Origin of the sequence: Actinomadura graeca (assembly GCF_019175365.1) — a bacterium.
Taxonomy (GTDB): Bacteria; Actinomycetota; Actinomycetes; order Streptosporangiales; family Streptosporangiaceae; genus Spirillospora; species Spirillospora graeca.
Window position 1 is genome coordinate 6,359,048 of the sequence record NZ_CP059572.1, and the last position, 18,503, is coordinate 6,377,550.

15 protein-coding genes and 1 pseudogene are annotated in these 18,503 nt (G+C 73.4%); 9 read left to right on the forward strand and 7 right to left on the reverse strand.

The features are described 5' to 3' along the window. Positions 1-17 precede the first annotated feature (17 nt). Both AGRA3207_RS28230 and AGRA3207_RS28235 read left to right on the forward strand, forming a co-directional pair. Positions 18-449 carry a DUF742 domain-containing protein gene (locus AGRA3207_RS28230; RefSeq protein WP_231330043.1) on the forward strand — a complete coding sequence of 144 codons (432 nt, stop codon included), beginning with the start codon at positions 18-20 and terminating at the stop codon, positions 447-449. Continuing rightward, positions 430-1,047, forward strand: a pseudogene (locus AGRA3207_RS28235) (GTP-binding protein); the annotation flags it as partial. The gene AGRA3207_RS28230 and the pseudogene AGRA3207_RS28235, both read left to right, overlap by 20 nt. Before the next feature lie 170 nt (positions 1,048-1,217). On the opposite strand, the gene AGRA3207_RS28240 reads toward AGRA3207_RS28235, so the two are convergent. Beyond that, complete coding sequence (locus tag AGRA3207_RS28240; protein ID WP_231330045.1) at positions 1,218-1,754, reverse strand: winged helix-turn-helix transcriptional regulator; 537 nt, start codon at positions 1,752-1,754, stop codon at positions 1,218-1,220. A 73-nt stretch (positions 1,755-1,827) separates the two neighbouring features. Between AGRA3207_RS28240 and AGRA3207_RS28245 the strand changes: the two genes are divergently transcribed. From AGRA3207_RS28245 to AGRA3207_RS28265, 5 genes are all read left to right on the forward strand, one after another. Continuing rightward, positions 1,828-3,270 (forward strand): MFS transporter, encoded by a 1,443-nt coding sequence (locus tag AGRA3207_RS28245; RefSeq protein WP_231330046.1) that lies wholly within the window; start codon positions 1,828-1,830, stop codon positions 3,268-3,270. Positions 3,271-3,567: 297 nt separating this feature from the next. Continuing rightward, a complete protein-coding gene (locus tag AGRA3207_RS28250; protein ID WP_231330048.1) occupies positions 3,568-4,227 on the forward strand; it encodes a TetR/AcrR family transcriptional regulator in 660 nt (219 codons plus the stop codon). 228 nt (positions 4,228-4,455) lie between these two features. Then, positions 4,456-5,175, forward strand: coding sequence for a hypothetical protein (locus AGRA3207_RS28255; protein WP_231330049.1), 720 nt, complete (start codon positions 4,456-4,458; stop codon positions 5,173-5,175). A gap of 47 nt (positions 5,176-5,222) precedes the next feature. After that, positions 5,223-6,041 (forward strand): hypothetical protein, encoded by an 819-nt coding sequence (locus AGRA3207_RS28260; protein ID WP_231330050.1) that lies wholly within the window; start codon positions 5,223-5,225, stop codon positions 6,039-6,041. Then, positions 6,038-6,853 (forward strand): hypothetical protein, encoded by an 816-nt coding sequence (locus tag AGRA3207_RS28265; RefSeq protein ID WP_231330052.1) that lies wholly within the window; start codon positions 6,038-6,040, stop codon positions 6,851-6,853. Before AGRA3207_RS28260 ends, AGRA3207_RS28265 begins: the two co-directional genes overlap by 4 nt. Positions 6,854-7,055: 202 nt before the next feature. Here AGRA3207_RS28265 and AGRA3207_RS28270 read toward each other — a convergent pair whose 3' ends face one another. Further along, the gene (locus tag AGRA3207_RS28270; RefSeq protein WP_231330054.1) at positions 7,056-7,598 is read right to left on the reverse strand and encodes a peptidoglycan-binding domain-containing protein; all 543 of its coding nucleotides are present in this window, start codon (positions 7,596-7,598) and stop codon (positions 7,056-7,058) included. 173 nt (positions 7,599-7,771) lie between these two features. Between AGRA3207_RS28270 and AGRA3207_RS28275 the strand changes: the two genes are divergently transcribed. Further along, a complete protein-coding gene (locus AGRA3207_RS28275; RefSeq protein ID WP_231330056.1) occupies positions 7,772-8,590 on the forward strand; it encodes a transporter substrate-binding domain-containing protein in 819 nt (272 codons plus the stop codon). A gap of 7 nt (positions 8,591-8,597) precedes the next feature. On the opposite strand, the gene AGRA3207_RS28280 is transcribed toward AGRA3207_RS28275, so the two are convergent. After that, positions 8,598-12,173: an indolepyruvate ferredoxin oxidoreductase family protein gene (locus AGRA3207_RS28280; RefSeq protein ID WP_231330057.1), complete on the reverse strand. Its 3,576-nt coding sequence runs from the start codon at positions 12,171-12,173 to the stop codon at positions 8,598-8,600. Between the two features lie 102 nt (positions 12,174-12,275). Between AGRA3207_RS28280 and AGRA3207_RS28285 the strand changes: the two genes are divergently transcribed. Then, complete coding sequence (locus AGRA3207_RS28285; RefSeq protein ID WP_231330058.1) at positions 12,276-12,776, forward strand: Lrp/AsnC family transcriptional regulator; 501 nt, start codon at positions 12,276-12,278, stop codon at positions 12,774-12,776. Between the two features lie 18 nt (positions 12,777-12,794). On the opposite strand, the gene AGRA3207_RS28290 is transcribed toward AGRA3207_RS28285, so the two are convergent. From AGRA3207_RS28290 to AGRA3207_RS28305, 4 genes are read right to left on the reverse strand one after another with little or no spacing between them, the layout of a single operon-like run. Next, on the reverse strand, positions 12,795-13,574 hold the full coding sequence (locus AGRA3207_RS28290) for an SDR family NAD(P)-dependent oxidoreductase (protein ID WP_231330060.1): 780 nt from the start codon (positions 13,572-13,574) through the stop codon (positions 12,795-12,797). A gap of 59 nt (positions 13,575-13,633) precedes the next feature. Beyond that, positions 13,634-15,004, reverse strand: a complete 1,371-nt coding sequence (locus AGRA3207_RS28295; protein WP_231330061.1) for a sigma-70 family RNA polymerase sigma factor — start codon at positions 15,002-15,004, stop codon at positions 13,634-13,636. Between the two features lie 12 nt (positions 15,005-15,016). Next, positions 15,017-16,090 carry an acetate/propionate family kinase gene (locus tag AGRA3207_RS28300; protein WP_231330062.1) on the reverse strand — a complete coding sequence of 358 codons (1,074 nt, stop codon included), beginning with the start codon at positions 16,088-16,090 and terminating at the stop codon, positions 15,017-15,019. A gap of 10 nt (positions 16,091-16,100) precedes the next feature. Then, a complete protein-coding gene (locus AGRA3207_RS28305) occupies positions 16,101-18,473 on the reverse strand; it encodes a phosphoketolase family protein (RefSeq protein WP_231330063.1) in 2,373 nt (790 codons plus the stop codon). Positions 18,474-18,503 lie beyond the last annotated feature (30 nt).

The window sequence follows — 18,503 nt, forward strand, 5'->3', positions numbered from 1 at the left end:
ACCCCAGCGTCCCTAGCGTGCCCGGCGTTCCCGGGGTGCCCGGCGTTCCCGGGGGTCCGGGCGGCTCGGGGACGCCGGGGCGGGAACGGTGGCTGGACGACGCCGCCGGTCCCATCGTCCGCCCGTACGCGGTGACCCGTGGCCGGACCCGGCCGACCGGCGAGCCGCTGGACATCGTGGCGATCCTCGTCGCGACCGGCGGGCGGCCGCCCGAGCCCGGCCGGATGTCGCGCGAGCAGCGCCGCCTGCTCGCGCTGTGCCGCCGCCCGCACACCATCGCCGACCTCGGCTCCGAACTCGACCTCCCGCTCGGCGTCGTCCGCGTGCTCGCGGGCGACCTGCTGGACTCCGGTCTCGTGCGCGTCCAGCGGTGGGCGGAGCCGTCCGTCCAGCCCCATACCGACCAGAACCTGCTCAGGAGGGTGCTCGATGAACTCCGCGCGCTCTGACCCCCCGCCCGACGGCCCTCCCGGCGACGGGACGGACGACCGCTACGACGGCCCCCGTGTCGCGCTCAAGATCCTCATCGCCGGGGGGTTCGGGGTCGGCAAGACGACCCTCGTCGGCGCGGTCAGCGAGATCCGCCCGCTGCGCACCGAGGAGGCCCTCACCGACGCGGGCGCCGCCGTGGACGACCTCGACGGCGTGGCCGCCAAGTCCACCACCACCGTGGCCATGGACTTCGGCCGCATCACCCTGCGCGACGGCGTCGCGATCTACCTGTTCGGGACGCCGGGCCAGGAGCGTTTCTGGTTCATGTGGAACGAGCTGTCGCGCGGCGCGCTCGGCGCGGTGGTGCTCGCCGACACGCGGCGGCTCACGGCGAGCTTCGCGTCCATCGACTACTTCGAGGAGAAGGGGACGCCGTTCGTCGTCGCCGTCAACTGCTTCGAGGGCGCCGACCGCTACGAGCCGCCGGAGGTCCGGACGGCGCTGGACATCGACCAGCACGTGCCCGTCCTGCTCTGCGACGCCCGGCAGGAGACGTCGGCGAAGGACGTGCTGGTCGCGGTGGTCGAGCACGCGCTGCGGCTCGCCAGCGGCGCACCCGTGCCCGGACCCGGGCCGGGCCACGCCACGGACCGCCCGCCGGGGGCGCGGACAGCGCCGGGACTGCGCCTGTGGGAAGCCGTCCCCCGCGCGCGGTCCCCTGTGGAAGAGTGAGGAGCAACCGGGCGCAGGACGCGTCGCCCGGTGCTGGGGGCGGGCGTCCGGGGTCAGGCGTGATCCCCGCCATCCTGGACGTCCGCTTCCCCGGGCTCCGGGGACCACGGCTCGGGCTCGCGGGGCGGGCGCATGATGATCTCGCCGACCGGGACGTCGTGGCCGGACGCGCAGCGGACCTGTGACGCGACCGGCTCGTCGCAGCCGGCGTGGGTGAGCATGACCTGGCGGCCCTCCTCGTGCGGGAGGTAGGTCTCGCCCCACTCCATGAGCCCGACGAGCGTCGGCGCGAGGTCGAGTCCCATCTTGGTCAGGTGGTACTCGTAGCGGGTGCGCTGGCCCGGCTCCTGGTAGGGCTCCCTGCTCAGCAGCCCGGCCTTCACCAGATGGCGCAGGCGGGCCGTGACCGCGGATTCGGTCATGCCGAGATTGCGGACGAAGTCCCCGAAGCGGTTCGTCCCGAAGTACGCCTCGCTGAGCACCAGGACCGCCGACGGGGGACCGAGCGCCGAGAGCGTCCTGGCCACCGGGCAGTTCTGCATCGACCAGGCCGACCGGTCGGCGAAGTGCCCCTCGAGTGTGATCGTCACGTACCGAGTATACGCAGCGAATCCACCTGACTTCTATTGACCAAAGTCAGCCTCCTCGCTAGCCTCCCTGACTATGGTGCAACAAAGTCAGGTTCGCTCCGGGCCGGCGCTCGCCGTGCTCTGCGTCGCCTCCTTCATGGCGGGCCTCGACCTGTTCATCGTCAACGTGGCCTTCGACGACATCGGCCGCGACTTCCGCGGGGAGTCGCTCGCCGACCTGTCCTGGGTGCTGAACGGCTACGCGATCGTGTTCGCGGCGCTGCTCGTCCCGCTCGGCCGCCTCGCCGACCGCTACGGCCGCAAGTCCGGCCTGCTGGCCGGCCTCGTGGTGTTCACGCTCGCCTCGCAGGCGTGCGCCGCGGCCCCCTCCCTGTGGTGGCTGGTCGCGTTCCGCGTCCTGCAGGCCGTGGGCGCGGCGGCGCTCATCCCCACCAGCCTCGGCCTGCTGCTGGCGGTGTTCCCGCCCGGGCGGCGGGCCGGCGCGGTGCGGATCTGGTCGGCCTCCTCCGCGCTCGCCGCCGCGGCCGGCCCGGCGCTCGGCGGCGTCCTCGTGGACGCGTCGTGGCGCTGGGTGTTCGAGGTCAACGTCCCGATCGGCCTGCTCGCGGTGCTGCTCGCGCTGCGCTGCGTCCCCGACTCCCGCGAGGGCGCCGCGGCGCGCGTCCCCGACCTGCCGGGGGCGGCGGTGCTGACGGCGGGCATCGCGCTGCTGGCGCTCGCCCTGGTGAAGATCAACGACTGGCCCGCGCAGCGCGTCCTGCTCGCCGTGGCCGCCGCCGTGGTCGTCCTCGGCGGCTTCTGGGCCCGCTCGGTGCGCCACCCGTCGCCGGTGATCGAGCCGTCCCTGCTGGCGGTGCGCACCTTCTTCTGGTCGAACGCGGCCATCCTGCTCTTCACCGTGGCCTTCGCGGCGAACCTCCTCCTCGGCGTGCTGTGGATGCAGCAGATCTGGCACTACTCGGCGATCCGCACGGGCCTCGGCGTCGCGCCCGGCCCGCTGATGGTCCCGCCGATGGCGCTGATCGCCGGGAAGCTGGCCGCCCGCGGCGTCCCCGTCGGCCGGATCACCGCCGCCGGGTGCCTGATGTGCGCGCTCAGCGTCGCGCTCATCGCGACGGGTCTCGGGCAGACCCCGGCGTACGCGTCCGAGCTGCTGCCCGGCTGGCTCATCGGCGGCACGGGCGTCGGCCTGGCGCTGCCCACCATCCTCTCGGCCTCCGCGGCCGACCTGCCGGACGGCCGGTTCGCGACCGGCAGCGCCGTCGTCAACATGAGCCGCCAGGTCGGCAGCGTCCTCGGCGTGAGCCTGGCCGTCGCGGTGCTCGGCGCACCGCGCGGCTACGACGACGCCCACACCGGCTACGTGCACGCCTGGCTCGTCGTCGGTGCCTTCATGGTCGCCGCCGCGGCGGCCGGGCTCGGCATGTCCCCGCGGCGCTCCCGGCCGCGGCAGAGCCTTCCCGGCCCCGAGCACATCCCCGAAAGAGAACAGGAGGCGGTCGCCGGAACCTCGTGAGCAAGGCCATCGACAGTACGACCCCTGCAAGCACGACCAGAAGAGCCCGGGCGCGGACGAAACCTTGACCCGGACGGCCCGCCAGGCGGTCCGGTTCGTCCCGTCGCCCCCTCGCCACGGTGGGCGCCTTCCATCCGGAGGGAGGCGCCCACTGGGGTGCGGAGCGCTCCGAGGAAGGCCCGCAGGGATCGGCAGGCCCGGCAGGAATGGGAATCGCCGCGGGGGCCGGAATCCCGCGGCAACTAGAATCGCCGTGGGGAACGGTCAGGTACACGGAACCGACGCGGCGGGCTGAGCATGGAACAGGTCGACGGGGTGCGCCGGGCGCAGGGCGCGGCACGGCTGCCGTCCGGGCGCCATCGCCTTTCGCGCAGCTATGTGGCCGGCAACCAGCGTGCCCGCATCCTCCGGTCCGTCATCGACATCGTCGGCTCGAAGGGGTACGCGCAGCTGACCGTCGACTCCGTCGTGACGTCGTCGGCCGTGTCCAAGAAGACGTTCTACGAGCATTTCCGGAACAAGGAGGAGGCGTTCTTCGCGGCCTACGACTCGGTCGCCTCGCGGCTGGTCGACGCCGTCTCCGCCGCGTTCGACTCGCACGCGGCCCCCGACGCGCGGCTGCGCGCGGGCCTCGGCGCGCTGCTGGACTTCCTCGCCGCCGAGCCCCTCGCCGCGCGGATGTGCGTCGTGGAGGTGATGGCGGCCGGCCCGGACGCCGTCGCGCGGCGGGACGAGGTGAAGCAGCACTTCAACGCGACCATCGTGACGCACCTGCTGGCGCTGTACCCCGGCTGCCCGGAGCCGGAACTGACCGCCGAGGTGATCGTCGGCGGGGTGCACGAGGTCGTGTACAGCAGGATCAGCCGGGGCGAGGCCCACCTGCTCCCCACCCTGTGGCGTGGCCTGGTCGGCATGTTCGTCCTCCCCGTGCCGCCGGAGCCTGAGCAGCAGCGCTAGTCCGCCCCTCGCCCCCTTCTTGGTGTGGCCGTATCAGGCCATCGGGGGCGGTGTCCGGAAAGGCGCGTCCGGGCGTCCCGCCTCAGAAAAGGACACCGGGTACGTCACGGTACTCCGACGCCGAAAAGGGTTTCACCAAACATCGGGTACGGCGGCGTACTTGAGAAACGTTTCAGTTTATGTTTCGGTGCGGGGGCCACGACGACCGCACGTGAAAGGACAGCCGAGGTGCCGAAACCGTTCACGCTCCTGCTCCCCGCCCTCGGGGCCGGTGCCCTCCTGATGGCCGCCGCGACCACCGCCCCCGCCGCGACCGCCCCCGCCCCGTCGCCCGCCCTCTCCACGACGATCACCTCGGGCGGCAAGCCCTACAGCGGCGACGTCAAGGCCACCAACATCAACGGCACCCGGCTGTCGGGGAACGGGCCGGGCGTCGGCCTGATCACGACCACCTGCACGAGCGCGACGCTCGTCGCCGCGGTGGTGTCCGACGGCACCTCCGGCTCCCTCAAGGACCTCGCGCTCAGCGGCTGCACGAACAACTTCGGCGGCAGCGACACGATCACCGTGGGCAACCTGCCCTACACCGGCGGGTCCGTCGTCCACGACCCGGTGAGCGGGGGGCGTGACGGCGTTCTGAAGATCAACGCGCCGAACCCGGGCGTGGACGTCAAGGCCGTCCTGAACCTCAAGTCGCTGGGCCGCACCGAGACGTGCCACTACGGGCTCACGGGCAGCGCCCCGCTGACCATCGACCTGTTCAACGGCAACAACCCCGCCCGTCCCGACACCGCGAACGCGCACTCCCAGGGTGAGCTGAAGGGCCAGTCGCTCCAGAAGGTCGCCAGTTCCGAGAACACCAGCGGCTGCCCCGCGAGCGCCTCGGCCAACGGCCGCTACCAGCTCCTGACCTCACCCGGCGGCGCCGACCTCCTCCTCGGGCCCTGACAGCCGCCGCACCCGTGCTCCCCGTCCCCCGCCTCCTGGAGAACGCCGTGAGATCCCCGTTCCGCTCGCGCCGCCGGCCGGCACGAGCCGTTCTCGCCCTCGCCGCCGCCCTGCCCGCCACCGTCCTGCCCGCCGCCGTCCTCGCTCCGCCCGCGTCGGCCGAGCCGCTCCCGACCTTCAGTTTCGCCAAGTGCCCGGCGCTGCCCGCGGGCGCCGACCCGTCCTTCTGGAACTGCAACGTCGCCGTCATCAACGGCGGGCAGTTCACCTTCGGCCGCTTCGACCAGCGGCTCACGTCCCCGATCACCATCACGTACGCGGTGGGGTTCGACCCCGAGACCCTGGAGCAGAAGGTGCGCGTCGGGGGCTTCGAGGCCGCGAAGATGCTGGTCAAACCGGGCATCTTCGGCGACCCGATCCTCACCGCGGTGTACGCGCAGCCGGAGTACGCCGGTGCCATGGACCTGCGGGACGGCGACGTCCTGCTGAACCTCAAGGTCAACGTGAGCAACCCCGTCCTCGGACGGTCCTGCTCCATCGGCTCGGACGCGGCGCCGGTCAAGCTGCGCCTCACCTTCGGCAAGACCAGCCCGCCGCCCCCCAACAAGCCGATCTCCGGCAGCTACCCGGTCGATGTGTCGACCGACCCGCCCGTCTTCAAGGCGACGATGGTCGACAACTCCTTCGCCGTCCCGAGCGCCCACGGCTGCGGCCTGGCGGGCGCGCTGAACTGGGCGGTCGACCTTCAGGCGGCGCTGCCGTCCGCGGCCGGGAAGAACACCGCGATCTTCTCCGAGTACGTGGGCTACCGCCCGTACACCAAGATCCCGCCCCGGCCGGCCGGGGCGCGGGGAAGCACCCCATGAACGCGCGGCCCGCGCGGCGCGCGGCCGCGCTGGCGGTCGGCGTGGCGCTCGGCACGATGGCGGTCCCCGCGTCCGCCGCCGTTCCGTCCGCCGCCGCCCGCGAACCGCTGCCCCCCGGCCTCAGCTTCGAGGACTGCCCGAAGCTGCCCGCGGGAGCCGACCCGTCCCTGTGGAATTGCAACGTCGCGGTGATCGCCGGTGGGCGGCTCCAGGTGGGGCGGATCGACCAGGCGATCGTCAAGCCGCTCCGGCTGACGTACGCGCTCGGCTACGACCCCGAGACGCTCGAACAGAAGTCGGTCGTGGTCCCGCTGAAGGGCGACCCGATCCGGGTGGACGGCGGCGTGCTCGGCGTCCCGGGCACGGACGTGCTGCCCGTCCTCCAGGTGGCCGCGAAGCCCGTGCTGGCCGCGCCCCCCGAGTTCAACGTCGACGCCCAGACGCTGCTCCGGCTCAAGCTGGGGATCGGCGTCCAGAACCCGCTGGTCGGCGACCGGTGCTCGATCGGCACCGGGGGCGATCCCGTCACCCTCTCGCTGACCGTCGGCACGACGAGGCCGCCGCTCCCGAACAAGCCGATCACCGGGAGCCCGCCCGTCGACGTCGCCTCCGACCCGCCCACCTACAAGATGACGCTGGTCGACAACGCGTTCTCGGCGCCGAGGGCCGGAGGCTGCGGTCCCGGGAGCCTCTTCAACGGCCTGGTCGACTGGCGGAGCGGGCTGCCCGCCAGGGCCGGGACGAACACGGCGATCCTCGTCCAGTACCTGACCTTCAAGCCCTACGCGGGCAGGACTCGCGTCCGCCGTTAGCACCGGCTCGCATGGATCCGGCCTGCTCGACCTGTGATCGCAAGTCCCGGCCGGACACCCTTCCCTTACGGGAGCTGATCGCGTCCGGCGGTCATTGGCGGGGCGCGAACGCCTTCGGGACGAGCCTGCGCCGGTGGACCGGCGGGACGCCCTGGCCGCCGGGATCCGCCGGTCGCTGGAAGGAGGGCGTCCCGCGCGCCGGTCAGCTGCCGGAGGCGGTCGCGATCAGCTTGTGGTAGGTGCGGAGGTCGGGGGTGCCGGTCGCGGGCAGGCCGTGCCCGGACTGGAAGCGGATGAGCTTCTGCTTGGTGCGCGGGCCGTGGTAGCCGGTGATGGGCAGGTCGTCGCTGTAGCGCCACTTGTTGAGCAGCACCTGGAGGGCCTTGACGCAGTTGTTCTTCTGGCCGTAGCCGGTGGGCGCGGCGTGGGTGAGCAGGGCCCGCCAGGTCTGGGCGCCGACGTTGCCGTCGAAGGACGTCAGGTAGCGCTGCTGGAAGGCCACCACGTTCGCGCGGGTCTTCGGGCCGAAGTGCGAGGGGGCGGGCTGGTCGTAGCCGTCGCAGCTGAGGAACCACTGGAGGGCGCGGACGTTCTCGCTGGTCTGGCCCTGCCGCAGGACGGGCCAGTAGCCGTACGGCGCGGCGTAGGACGTGGTGTCGGCCGACGCGGGGGCGGCCAGCGCAGTGCCGCCCGCGACGACGGCCGCGGCGACCGTCCCGGCGATGGCGATCCGCTTGAGATTCATCGGAAGTCCCTTCCAGCTCTTTCGGTTATGCACGATTAGAGGGCCTTTGACCTGCGATTGTTCGGCCGTGGCCAGGTTGCGCCAGTGCCGAACCGCGACAGGTCCTTGACAGTCAAAGGGCTCCTCCGGGGACGCGACTTGACTGTGGCGGCGGACCCGGGATCATCTCCGGTGTGCGAACTGGAAGGCCGATGCGGCTGCTGTCGACGTTTGTGCTGCTGGGCGGGCTGCTGTCGGCCTGCGGGGATGGCGGCGGCGAGTCCCTGCTCGACAAGGACACCCTGGTGGTGGGCGTGCGGCCGGACCTGCCCGGGCTCGGGCAACGCCGCCCGGACGGGACGTTCGAGGGCTTCGACATCGACGTCGCCCGGTACGTCGCGGACCGGATCGGACGCAAGGTCCGCTTCGTCCAGTCCTACGCGTCCGACCGGATCCCGCTGCTGACCTCGGGGCGGGCGGACATGGTGCTCGCGACCCTGTCGGTCACTCCCGAGCGCAAGACGATGATCTCCTTCGCCGGGCCGTATTACGCCTCCTACCAGGACATCCTCGTCCGGACGGAGGAACCCGCCAAGGATGTGCGCGACCTGAAGGGCCGGCGGTTCTGCGCGGTCGAGGGCGCCGACCCGGTGAAGCGGCTCCAGGCGGTGCACGGGATGACGGCGGAGATCGTCACCGCGCGGAACTACGACGAGTGCATGGCGAAGATCCGCGCGCGGACGGTCGACGCGATCACCACCAACGACGTGATCCTGGCCGGGCTCATCCGGCGCGAGCGCCGCGGCTACCGGCTGGTCAAGGCCCGGATCAGCGAGCAGAACACCGGCATCGGGGTGCGGCGCGGCGACATCGGCGGGTGCGAGGCGCTCAACCGGGCGATCACGCAGATGTACCAGGACGGGACCGCCCGGCGACTGATCGCGAAGTGGTTCGCCGGGACGGGCCTCGACCAGTCGATCACGGAGATCCCCCAGTTCGAGGGCTGCACCTGAGCCGCCCTCAGGTCATCGCCCCGGCACGCCCCGCGTCCCCCTCCGCGTCCCGTCCCGTGCCCGTGTCCCTGTCCGTGCCCGTGTCCCGCGGGTGCGGTGCGGCGCGCCAGGACGCGAGCAGCGCCCGCTGCTCCTCGCGGTAGCGGGCGATGGCCGCGGTCTTCACGTCCTCGTAGCCGCGGATCATGTCCGGCAGCTCCGCGATCCGCACCGCGAGGTCGTGCCGGTCCCCGTCCAGGCCCGCGACCAGCTCCGCGACGACCGCGCCGTACTCGGCGACCAGCCGCCTCTCGGCGCGGCGCTGCGCGGTCGCGCCGAACGGGTCGAGGGGGGTGCCGCGCAGCCGCCGCATCGCGCGCAGGGCGCGGAACGCGGGACGCGCCGTCCGGCCGAGCGCGATCTTCCGCTGGAGTCCGAGCGCCTTCAGGACCGGCGGATGCAGCATGTACCGGACGGTCGAGCCGGGACCGAACCGCTCCTCGACGTGGCGGGCCAGCGCCGGGTCGAGGTGCAGCCGGGCGACCTCGTACTCGTCCTTGTAGGCCATGAGCTTGTACAGGTTGCGGGCGACGGCGACGGCGAGCCGCTGCCCGGGGACGCCCGCGGCGCGCTCGGCGTCCGCCACCCGGGCGACCGCGTCCAGGTAGCGTCTTGCCAGCGTCAGGTCCTGGTAGGCGGCGAGGTCGGGGACGCGGATCCGCAGGACGCGCAGCAGCTCGCCGTCCGCGCCCGACGCGGCGACGAGTCCCAGGGCGGCCGGGGCGGTGGCGTCCAGCGGCCGGTCGGCGGCCGTCTGCGCGTCGTCGGCGGGCGCGGCTTCCACGGACGCGCCGTCGGCGAAGCCGGGGTCGAGGACGAGGCGCCGCCCGGCGCGGAACGCCTGCACGTTCGCCTCGACCTGCACGCCGTTGAGCGCCAGCGCCTCCTCGATCGCGGTCGCCGACAGGGGCAGCAACCCGGACTGGTACGCGGCGCCGACCACCACGAAGTTGGCGGTGGTGGTGCCGCCGAACCATCGTTCGGCGAGCCCGAGGGCGTCCAGCGCGACGAGCCGCGCGGCGTCCGTCCGGTCGGCGATCCGCCGGACCAGCGACGCGCCCGGGGGCAGCGCCGCCGACGTGTCGGTGATCATCCGCCCGGTGGGGACCTCGCTGGTGGACACCACGGCGGCGGTCCGCGCGGGCGCGCAGCGGCGCAGGTTCGCCTCGGCCGTGCCCGCGAGGGAGTCGAACACCAGGTAGGCGTCGGCGCCGCCCGCGCCGACCATGCCGGGGCGGTCGCGGTCGGCGTCCCCGATCCGCAGGTGCGATACCACGGCCCCGGCCTTCTGGCTGAGCCCGGTCTGGTCGAGCGCGCGGGCGTGCCGCCCGTCGAGCAGGGCGGCGGTCGCGAGGACCTGGTTGACGGTGACGACGCCCGTCCCGCCGATGCCGACGAGCAGGACGTCCGCCGACACCGGGCGCGCGGCCGGCTCGGGCTGCGGGCCGATCGGCGCGAGCATCGGCGCGGCGGCGGCCCGGCCGCCCGGGACCACGGTGAGGAACGACGGGCAGTCGCCGTGCAGGCACGAGTAGTCCTTGTTGCAGGACGTCTGGTCGATCCGCGTCTTGCGCCCGAACTCGGTCTCGACCGGCTCGACGCTCAGGCAATTCGACGCGGTGCCGCAGTCGCCGCACCCCTCGCACACCGCCTCGTTGATCAGGACGCGGGCGGCCGGGTCCGGCGCCTGCCCGCGCTTGCGCTTGCGGCGCGTCTCCGCGGCGCACGCCTGGTCGTACAGCAGCACGGTCACGCCCGGGACCTCGCGCAGCTCCCGCTGGACGGCGTCGAGGTCGTCGCGGTGCCGGACCCGGACGCCGGGCGCCCAGTGCGTCCCGCGCGGGTACCGGGACGGGTCGTCGGCGACCACGACGATCCTCGCGACGCCCTCGGCGTGCAGCATCCGCGTCACGGCGGCGGGGTCGGCGCCGCCGTCGGCGTCCTGCCCGCCGGTCATCGCGACGGCGGCGTTGTACAGCAGCTTGAACGTGATGTTCGTGCCCGCCGCGACGGCCTGCCGGACCGCCAGGCCGCCCGAGTGGAAGAACGTGCCGTCGCCGAGGTTCTGGAACATGTGCGCGGTGTCGCTGAACGGCGCGGCGCCGACCCACATCGCGCCCTCCCCGCCCATCTGCGTCGTGCCGATGCTGCGGTCGTTGAACACGGTCATGACGTGGCAGCCGATGCCGCTCGCCGCGACCGACCCGTCCGGGACGACCGTCGACCGGTTGTGCGGGCAGCCCGAGCAGAAGAACGGCGTCCGCGCGGCGGAGACCAGGTTCAGCGCGGGCTTGCGCGGCCGCAGCACGGGATCGCGCAGGTCGAGGTGCTCCTCGCCGATCCGGTCGGCCAGCAGGCGGGCGAGCGCCCTGGTGATGCGGTCGGCGTCGAGGCCCCCGTCGGCCGGGATCAGCGGGGCGCCGTCCGGGCCGTGCTTGCCGAGGACGGCGGGACGCTCCGCCGCGTCGTACAGCACGTCCCGGATCTGCGTCTCGACGAACGCCCGCTTCTCCTCCACGACGACGATCTCGCGGAGCCCGTCCGCGAACTCCCGGATCCGGTCCCGGTCGAGCGGGTGGACCAGCGCCAGCCGCAGGAGCCGGACGCCGCGCCGTGCCAGCGCGTCCTCGTCCAGCCCGAGCCGGTCGAGCGCCTCGCGCAGTTCGAGGTAGGTGCGCCCGGCGGCCACCAGGCCGAGCGCCGCGTCCGCCGCGCCCTCGATCCGGTCGAGGCCGTTCGCGGCGGCGAACGCGGTGGCGGCGCGCAGCCGCCCGTCCAGGACCTCGGGCTCCAGCGACGTCGTGTCCTTCAGGTCCACGCCCGGCCTTCGCGTCGGCCTCCAGGGCCGGCCGCGCCACTCGAAGCCGGGGACGATGTGGTCCGGCACCGGCGCGACGTCCAGGACCTCGTGGGAGTCGGCGACGTCCGTCACGACCTTGAGACCCACCCAGGCGCCGCTGAACCGGGACATCTCGAACCCCGCGCGGCCCAGCCGCAGCACGTCCCCGACCGACGCGGGGACCAGCACCGGCATGAACGCCTCGGCGAGCGCGCCCTCCGTCGCCGACGGCAGGGTCGAGGACTTACAGGACGGGTCGTCGCCCACCACCGCGAGGACCCCGCCGCGCTCGGCCGTGCCGAGCCAGTTGGCGTGCTTGAAGGCGTCCATGGAGCGGTCCACGCCCGGTGCCTTGCCGTACCAGAGGCCGAAGACCCCCTCGTGGCGCGGCCCCGGCAGGTGCCCGGCGAGCTGCGACCCGTACACCACCGTCGCCGCCAGCTCCTCGTTCACCCCCGGCACGAACCGGATGTCGTGGGCGTCGAGCAGCGCCGCCTCCCGCTGGAGCTGCTGGTCGAGCCCGCCGAGGGGCGACCCCCGGTACCCCGAGACGAGCCCGGCGGTCCGCCAGCCCCGGCGGGCGTCCGCGCGCCGCTGGTCGAGCAGCAGCCGGACGAGGGCCTGCACACCGCCGGCGGCGATCCGCCCGCGCTCCAGTTCCAGCCGGTCGCGGAGCGGGTTTCCCGAGGCAACGATGGTGGTCATGCGTGCATTCAGCCTCCGCGCTGAGCGTCGTGCAAGATGAGAACGTCACAATTGAGCGGATCGCTCAAGTCGGAGCCGAGTTCCCCGCCGGAGGTGAGCACTGTGACGCGCCTCACCCTGCTCGACATCCAGGTCCTGCGCCGCCTCGTCGAGCAGCCCCGCATCGGTGTCACCGAGCTGGCCGCCAGGCTCGGGATAGCCCGCAACACCGCGCACGCCCGCGTCGAGCGCCTGGAGCGCGACGGCGTGATCGGGCACCGGGGCCGCGAGGTCGATTTGGGCGCCCTCGGCTTCGACCTCACCGCCTTCGTCACCCTGGAGGTCGCCCAGGGCCGCCTCCGCGAGGCCGCCTCCGCCCTCGCCGCGATCCCCCGCGTCCTGGAGGTGCTCGGCATCACGGGCCAGGGCGACCTGCTGGCCCGCGCGGCGGCCCCGGACGGCAAGCAGCTGCACGAGGTGATCGACTCGATCCTCGCCTGCCCGGGCGTGCGGCGCAGCACGACCTCGATCGTCCTCACCCACCAGGTCCCGTTCCGCATCGGCCCGCTCCTGGAGGACGAGGAACGCCGCGCCCGGGCCGGGGGCGGCAGGCCCGGCCGCTGAGCGGCCGGGACCGGCCCGTCAGTCGGCGAAGATGCCGGACGTCGCGTTGACGAAGGTCGCGGTGATGGCGGCGGCGCCGTCGGAGGCCAGGAACGCCGCGGTGTCGGCGATCTGGGCGAGGGTGGGGGAGCGGCGGAGCATCCGCATCTCGGCCAGCCGGGCGATGAGGGCGTCGTAGGCGGCGTCGTCCATGGCGGCGCCGTGGGCGGCGAGCTTCTCGCGGGTCATGGTCTCGGGGAGCCCGGCCGTCCAGATCCCGACGACGCGGACGCCGGAGGGGCCGCATTCCTGCGCCAGGTTGCGGACGAGGGCGTCGATCGCCGCGTCCGCCGGGCCGGTGCCGCCCATCATGGGGCTCCCCTTGGCGGAGCCGCTGTTCAGCGTGAGGATCACGCCCGAGCCCCGCTCGGACATGTGGCGGGCGGCGGTGCGGGCGGTGAGGAAGTTGGTGGTGATCCCCGCGGTGACGGGACGGAGGAAGTCGCCCGCGGCGATCCGCGTCAGCGGGGTGCCGTGGACGTCGCCGCGGGGGACGAGGTTGAGGGAGACGTCCAGGCCGCCCGCCTCCTCGGCGACCTGCCGGGCGTGCTCCTCGACGGCCTTCTCGTCCGCGGCGTCCAGGACGGCGACCTCGGCGCGGCCACCCGCCGCGGTGATGCCGGCGGCGACGGCCTCCAGCGTCGCGCGGGTGCGCCCGGCGAGATGGACCGTCGCGCCGTGCCGGGCGAACGTCCGTGCCACGGCGCCGCCGATCGAGCCGCCGCCGCCGTAGATGATCGCGTTCTTGTTCTCCAGCATGGCCGTTCTCCGTTCTCGGTGGTGAGCGAACGGACATTGAGACGCGCCGGCCCGGAGAACTAATCGGTCAGCGTCAGCGGGAGGCCGAAGGCGGGGAACAGGTGCGGTTCGAAGGAGGTGATCTCGGCGATCACGCCCTCCTCGACGCGCAGGACGTCGAGGACCTGCGCCCGGTACACGCGGGTGCCCGGGCGCTGGACGTAGCCGCCGGCCGCGGGCTGCCCGTTCGCGCGGGTCGGCAGGTGGCGCCAGCGCCCGATGTAGGCCGGGGAGGACGGGTCGAACGTCCGCGCCAGCATTCCGACGATCGCCTCCCGGCCGCCGAACCACAGCGGGTTCGGGGGCATGGTGATCCGCACGTCCTCGCGCAGCATCTCGGCCATCGCGGCGGTGTCGCCGTCGACGGCGGCCCTCATGTACCGGTCGAGCAGGGCCTTCTCGGCGGCGGACGGGTCAGCGCCGCGCCGCCATTCCCGGCGCCGTGCGGGCAGCCGCCCGCGCAGGGCGGGGCGGGCCCGCTGGAGGGCGCTGTTCACCGACGCCACGGTCAGGTCCAGCGCGGCGGCGGTGTCGGCGGCGGGCCAGCCGAGCACGTCCCGCAGGATCAGGACGGCGCGCTGCCTCGGCGGCAGGTGCTGGATGGCCGCGAGGAACACCAGCTCCAGGGTCTCCGACGACTCCGCGGACGCCTCGGGCCCCTCGTCGGGGAAAGGCTGCAGCCAGGGCAGGAACGGCGGCGCCGTCACGCCGCCGGACGGCGGGACGGGGCTCGCGCCGTACGTCCGCGGGCGCCGCCCGTCACGCCGCAGGAGGTCCAGGGCCGCGTTCGTGGCGATCTTGTAGAGCCAGGCGCGGAGGCTGGACCGCCCCTCGAACCCTCCGCGGTTCCGCCACGCCTTGAGGAGCGTCTCCTGGACGAGGTCCTCGGAGTCGTCGAAGGAGCCGACCATCCGGTAGCAGTGCACCTGGAGCTCGCGCCGGTACGGCTCGACCAGGGCGGCGAACGACCACTCGTCGCCGGTCCGGATCGCCGCCGCCTCGCCGGGCCCCGGCGCGGGGACGCCCGGCGCGGGTTCCGTCACGGGCGGCCCTGTGACGGAATCCGCCGCGGGCGCGGCGGCATTCGTCACGCCGGCGGGCGTGACGGTTCGCGAGGCGTCCCGGGCCACCTGGGCGATGCGGCGGAGCCTGCCGACCGAGGAGGCGAGGGTCCGCACGCCGGAGTAGAACGGTTCGGGGTGCTCGGGGGTGAGACCCTTCACCTGGCGTTCGATGGTGGAGATCAGATCGTGGACGGAGGCGCCGCCGTCCTGCCGCGAGCGGTACGCCTTCTGGCGGCAGGCCGCCGAGCAGTACTCGGGGGCGCGCCCCGGCCTGCCTTCCGACGCCGGGAGGGGGTTTCCGCAGGTACGGCATACGGAATGCGGCATGTCCCTATATTCTCACCTGCCGCTCAGGGCGTGCCGGACTCCCGCCGCTATCTCCAGGTCCTCGCGTGCGGTGATCACAAGGGCGCGGACGGCGGCGCCCTCGGCCGTGATGTCGGCGTCGCCGTCCGCGGCGGCGTTGCGGCCGGGGTCGACGGCGGTGCCGAGGTAGGCGAGGTCCTCGGCGAGGCGCATCCGGACGGACGGGTCGTGCTCGCCGACGCCGCCGGTGAACGCCAGCACGTCCAGGCCGCCGAGGGAGGCGGTCATGGCGGCGGCGCAGGCCCGGAGGCGGTGGTGGTAGACGTCCAGGGCGGCGAGGGCCGCCGCGTCGCGGTCCTCGGCGAGCTCGCGGATCCGGCGCATGTCGCCCGTGCCGGTGAGGCCGCGCAGCCCGGAGCCGCCTTCGAGCATGTCGTTCACGTCCCCGGCGGACAGGCCGTGCTTGATCAGCCAGAGCGGGATGCCCGGGTCGATGCTGCCCGCCCGCGACGCCATGACCAGGCCCTCCAGCGGGGTGAAGCCCATCGTGGTGTCGACCGACACGCCGTCCGCCACGGCGGCCAGGGACGCGCCGGAGCCGAGATGGCAGATGACCATCCGGAGGGCGGCGGGGTCGGCGCCGAGCATCTCGCCCGCCCGGCGGACGGCGTAGGAGAACGACAGCCCGTGGAACCCGTACCGGCGCAGCCCGAACCGCTCGCGCCATTCGGCGGGGAGGGCGTAGGTGGCGGCGGCCTCCGGGAGGGTGGCGTGGAAGGCGGTGTCGAAGCAGGCCACGGCCGGGACGCCCGGCAGCGCGGCCGTGATCTCCGACAGCGCGTGCAGCGACGCCGGCTGGTGCAGGGGCGCGAGGTCGGCGAGCGCGCGCAGCCGCTCGGTCACCGCGTCGTCCACGCGGACGGGCGCGGTGAAGTCCGTGCCGCCGTGGACGAACCGGACCCCGACGGCGTCCGGCCGCGGCATGTCCGCGACCAGCGGCGCCATCTCGTGCCCGGCGCCGGACGCCTCGGTGAGGACCGTGCCGCCGGGGTCGAGCAGGCTCAGCTTCAGGCTGCTCGACCCCGGGTTGACCGTCAGGACGCGCATCGGAGTCCCCTCAGTAGGGCCAGGTCCAGTCGCGGATCTCGGGGGCGTCCTCGCCGTGCTCGCGGGTGTGGCGGCGCAGTTCCAAGCGCCGGTCGGACATCCGCTGCCGGATGTGGGCGACCCGCCCGCCGAGCGAGGGGACGCGGTCGATGACGTCCATGACCAGGTGGAAGCGGTCCAGGTCGTTGAGCATGACCATGTCGAAGGGCGTGGTGGTGGTGCCCTCCTCTTTGTAGCCGCGGACGTGCAGGTTGTGGTGCCCGGCGCGGCGGTAGGTGAGCCGGTGGACCAGGTAGGGGTAGCCGTGGAAGGCGAAGATGACGGGTTTGTCGGTGGTGAACAGGGCGTCGAAGTCGCGGTCGGGCAGCCCGTGCGGATGCTCGCGGTCGGGTTGCAGGCGCATCAGGTCGACGACGTTGACGACCCGGACGCGCAGCTCGGGGAACAGCTGCCGGAGCAGGTCGACGGCGGCGAGGGTCTCCAGGGTCGGGATGTCGCCCGCGCAGGCCAGCACGACGTCGGGGTCGGCGCCGCCGTCGGTGGAGGCCCACTCCCAGATGCCGATGCCGCGGGCGCAGTGCGCGATGGCGGCGTCCATCGGCAGCCAGTTCAGCGCGGGCTGCTTCCCCGCGACGACCACGTTGACGTAGTCGCGGGAGCGCAGGCAGTGGTCGCCCACCGACAGCAGGGTGTTGGCGTCCGGCGGCAGGTACACCCGGACGATCTCCGGCTTCTTGTTCAGCACCACGTCCAGGAAGCCGGGATCCTGGTGGGTGAAGCCGTTGTGGTCCTGACGCCACACGTGGGAGGACAGCAGGTAGTTCAGGGACGCGATCGGGCGGCGCCACGGCAGCGCCCGGGTCACCTTGAGCCACTTGGCGTGCTGGTTGAACATCGCGTCCACGATGTGGATGAACGCCTCGTAGCTGGTGAACACCCCGTGGCGCCCGGTCAGCAGGTAGCCCTCCAGCCAGCCCTGGCACAGGTGCTCGCTGAGCACCTCCATGACGCGGCCGTGCGCGCCCTGGTGCTCGTCGGTCGGGTACCGCTCGCCCTCGAAGACGCGGTCGGTGGCCTCGAAGACGTCGCCGAGCCGGTTGGAGGCGGTCTCGTCGGCGCCCATGATGCGGAAGTCGGACGGGTTGGCCCTGACGACGTCGCGCAGGAACGCCCCGAGCCGCCGGGTGGGCTCGGTGAGCGTGGTGCCGGGTTTGCCGACCTCCGCGGCGTAGTCGCGGAAGTCCGGCAGCGTCAGCGGCCGCAGCAGAAGGCCGCCGTTGGCGTGCGGGTTGGCGCTCATCCGCCGCTCGCCCGCGGGCGCCAGGGCGCGCAGCCCCTCCACCGGGCGGCCCTGGTCGTCGAACAGCTCGTCGGGACGGTAGGAGCGCAGCCACTTCTCCAGCTGCGCCAGATGCTCGGGGTTCTCGCGCACCCCGGCCAGCGGAACCTGGTGCGAACGCCAGGTGCCCTCCACGGGCAGCCCGTCGACCTCCTTGGGCCCGGTCCAGCCCTTCGGGGACCGCAGAATGATCATCGGCCAGCGGCGGCGATCGGGGTCGCCTCCTGAGGCGCGGCCGTCGCGCGCGGCGGCCTGGATGGAGGCGATCTCCTGCAGCGCCTGATCCAGGGCGACGGCCATCTTGCGGTGCATGGACGCCGGATCGTCACCGCTCACCAGGACCGGGCGGTACCCGTAGCCGTCGAACAGCTGGACGAGCTCCTCCTCCGGGATGCGCGCCAGCACCGCCGGATTGGCGATCTTGTAGCCGTTCAGGTGCAGGATCGGCAGGACTGCGCCGTCGGTCACCGGGTCAAGGAACTTGTTGGAGTGCCAGCTCGCCGCCAGCGGCCCGGTCTCGGCCTCGCCGTCGCCGACGATGCACGCCACGACCAGCCCGGGGTTGTCGAACGCGGCGCCGTAGGCGTGCGCCAGCGAGTAGCCCAGCTCACCACCCTCGTGGATCGAGCCGGGCGTCTCCGGCGCGACGTGGCTGGGGATGCCGCCGGGGAAGGAGAACTGCCGGAACAGCCGCGCCATGCCCGCGGCGTCTTGGGACACCTGCGGGTAGACCTCGCTGTAGGTGCCCTCCAGCCACGCGTTCGCGACCGCCGCCGGGCCGCCGTGCCCCGGGCCCATGATGTAGATCATGTCCAGGTCGCGCGTCCTGATCGCCCGGTTGAGGTGGGCGTAGCAGAAGTTGAGGCCGGGCGAGGTCCCCCAGTGGCCCAGCAGCCGCGGCTTGATGTGCCCGGGTCGCAGCGGCTCGCGCAGCAGCGGGTTGTCCAGCAGGTAGATCTGCCCGACGGAGAGGTAGTTCGCGGCCCTCCAGTAGGCGTCGATCCGCCGCACGTCGTCGTCGGTCATCGCGACGGCCTCGGTCATGCGTGTGCCTCCCGGTGCTTGCGGTCTCGG

Bases quoted from the DNA above. Each gene is read 5' to 3' on its own strand.
- AGRA3207_RS28305 (WP_231330063.1), bottom strand. From the start codon at position 18,473: ATGACCGAGGCCGTCGCGATGACCGACGACGACGTGCGGCGGATCGAC.
- AGRA3207_RS28300 (WP_231330062.1), bottom strand. From the start codon at position 16,090: ATGCGCGTCCTGACGGTCAACCCGGGGTCGAGCAGCCTGAAGCTGAGC.
- AGRA3207_RS28265 (WP_231330052.1), top strand. From the start codon at position 6,038: ATGAACGCGCGGCCCGCGCGGCGCGCGGCCGCGCTGGCGGTCGGCGTG.
- AGRA3207_RS28270 (WP_231330054.1), bottom strand. From the start codon at position 7,598: ATGAATCTCAAGCGGATCGCCATCGCCGGGACGGTCGCCGCGGCCGTC.
- AGRA3207_RS28280 (WP_231330057.1), bottom strand. From the start codon at position 12,173: ATGACCACCATCGTTGCCTCGGGAAACCCGCTCCGCGACCGGCTGGAA.
- AGRA3207_RS28290 (WP_231330060.1), bottom strand. From the start codon at position 13,574: ATGCTGGAGAACAAGAACGCGATCATCTACGGCGGCGGCGGCTCGATC.
- AGRA3207_RS28295 (WP_231330061.1), bottom strand. From the start codon at position 15,004: ATGCCGCATTCCGTATGCCGTACCTGCGGAAACCCCCTCCCGGCGTCG.
- AGRA3207_RS28245 (WP_231330046.1), top strand. From the start codon at position 1,828: ATGGTGCAACAAAGTCAGGTTCGCTCCGGGCCGGCGCTCGCCGTGCTC.
- AGRA3207_RS28250 (WP_231330048.1), top strand. From the start codon at position 3,568: ATGGAACAGGTCGACGGGGTGCGCCGGGCGCAGGGCGCGGCACGGCTG.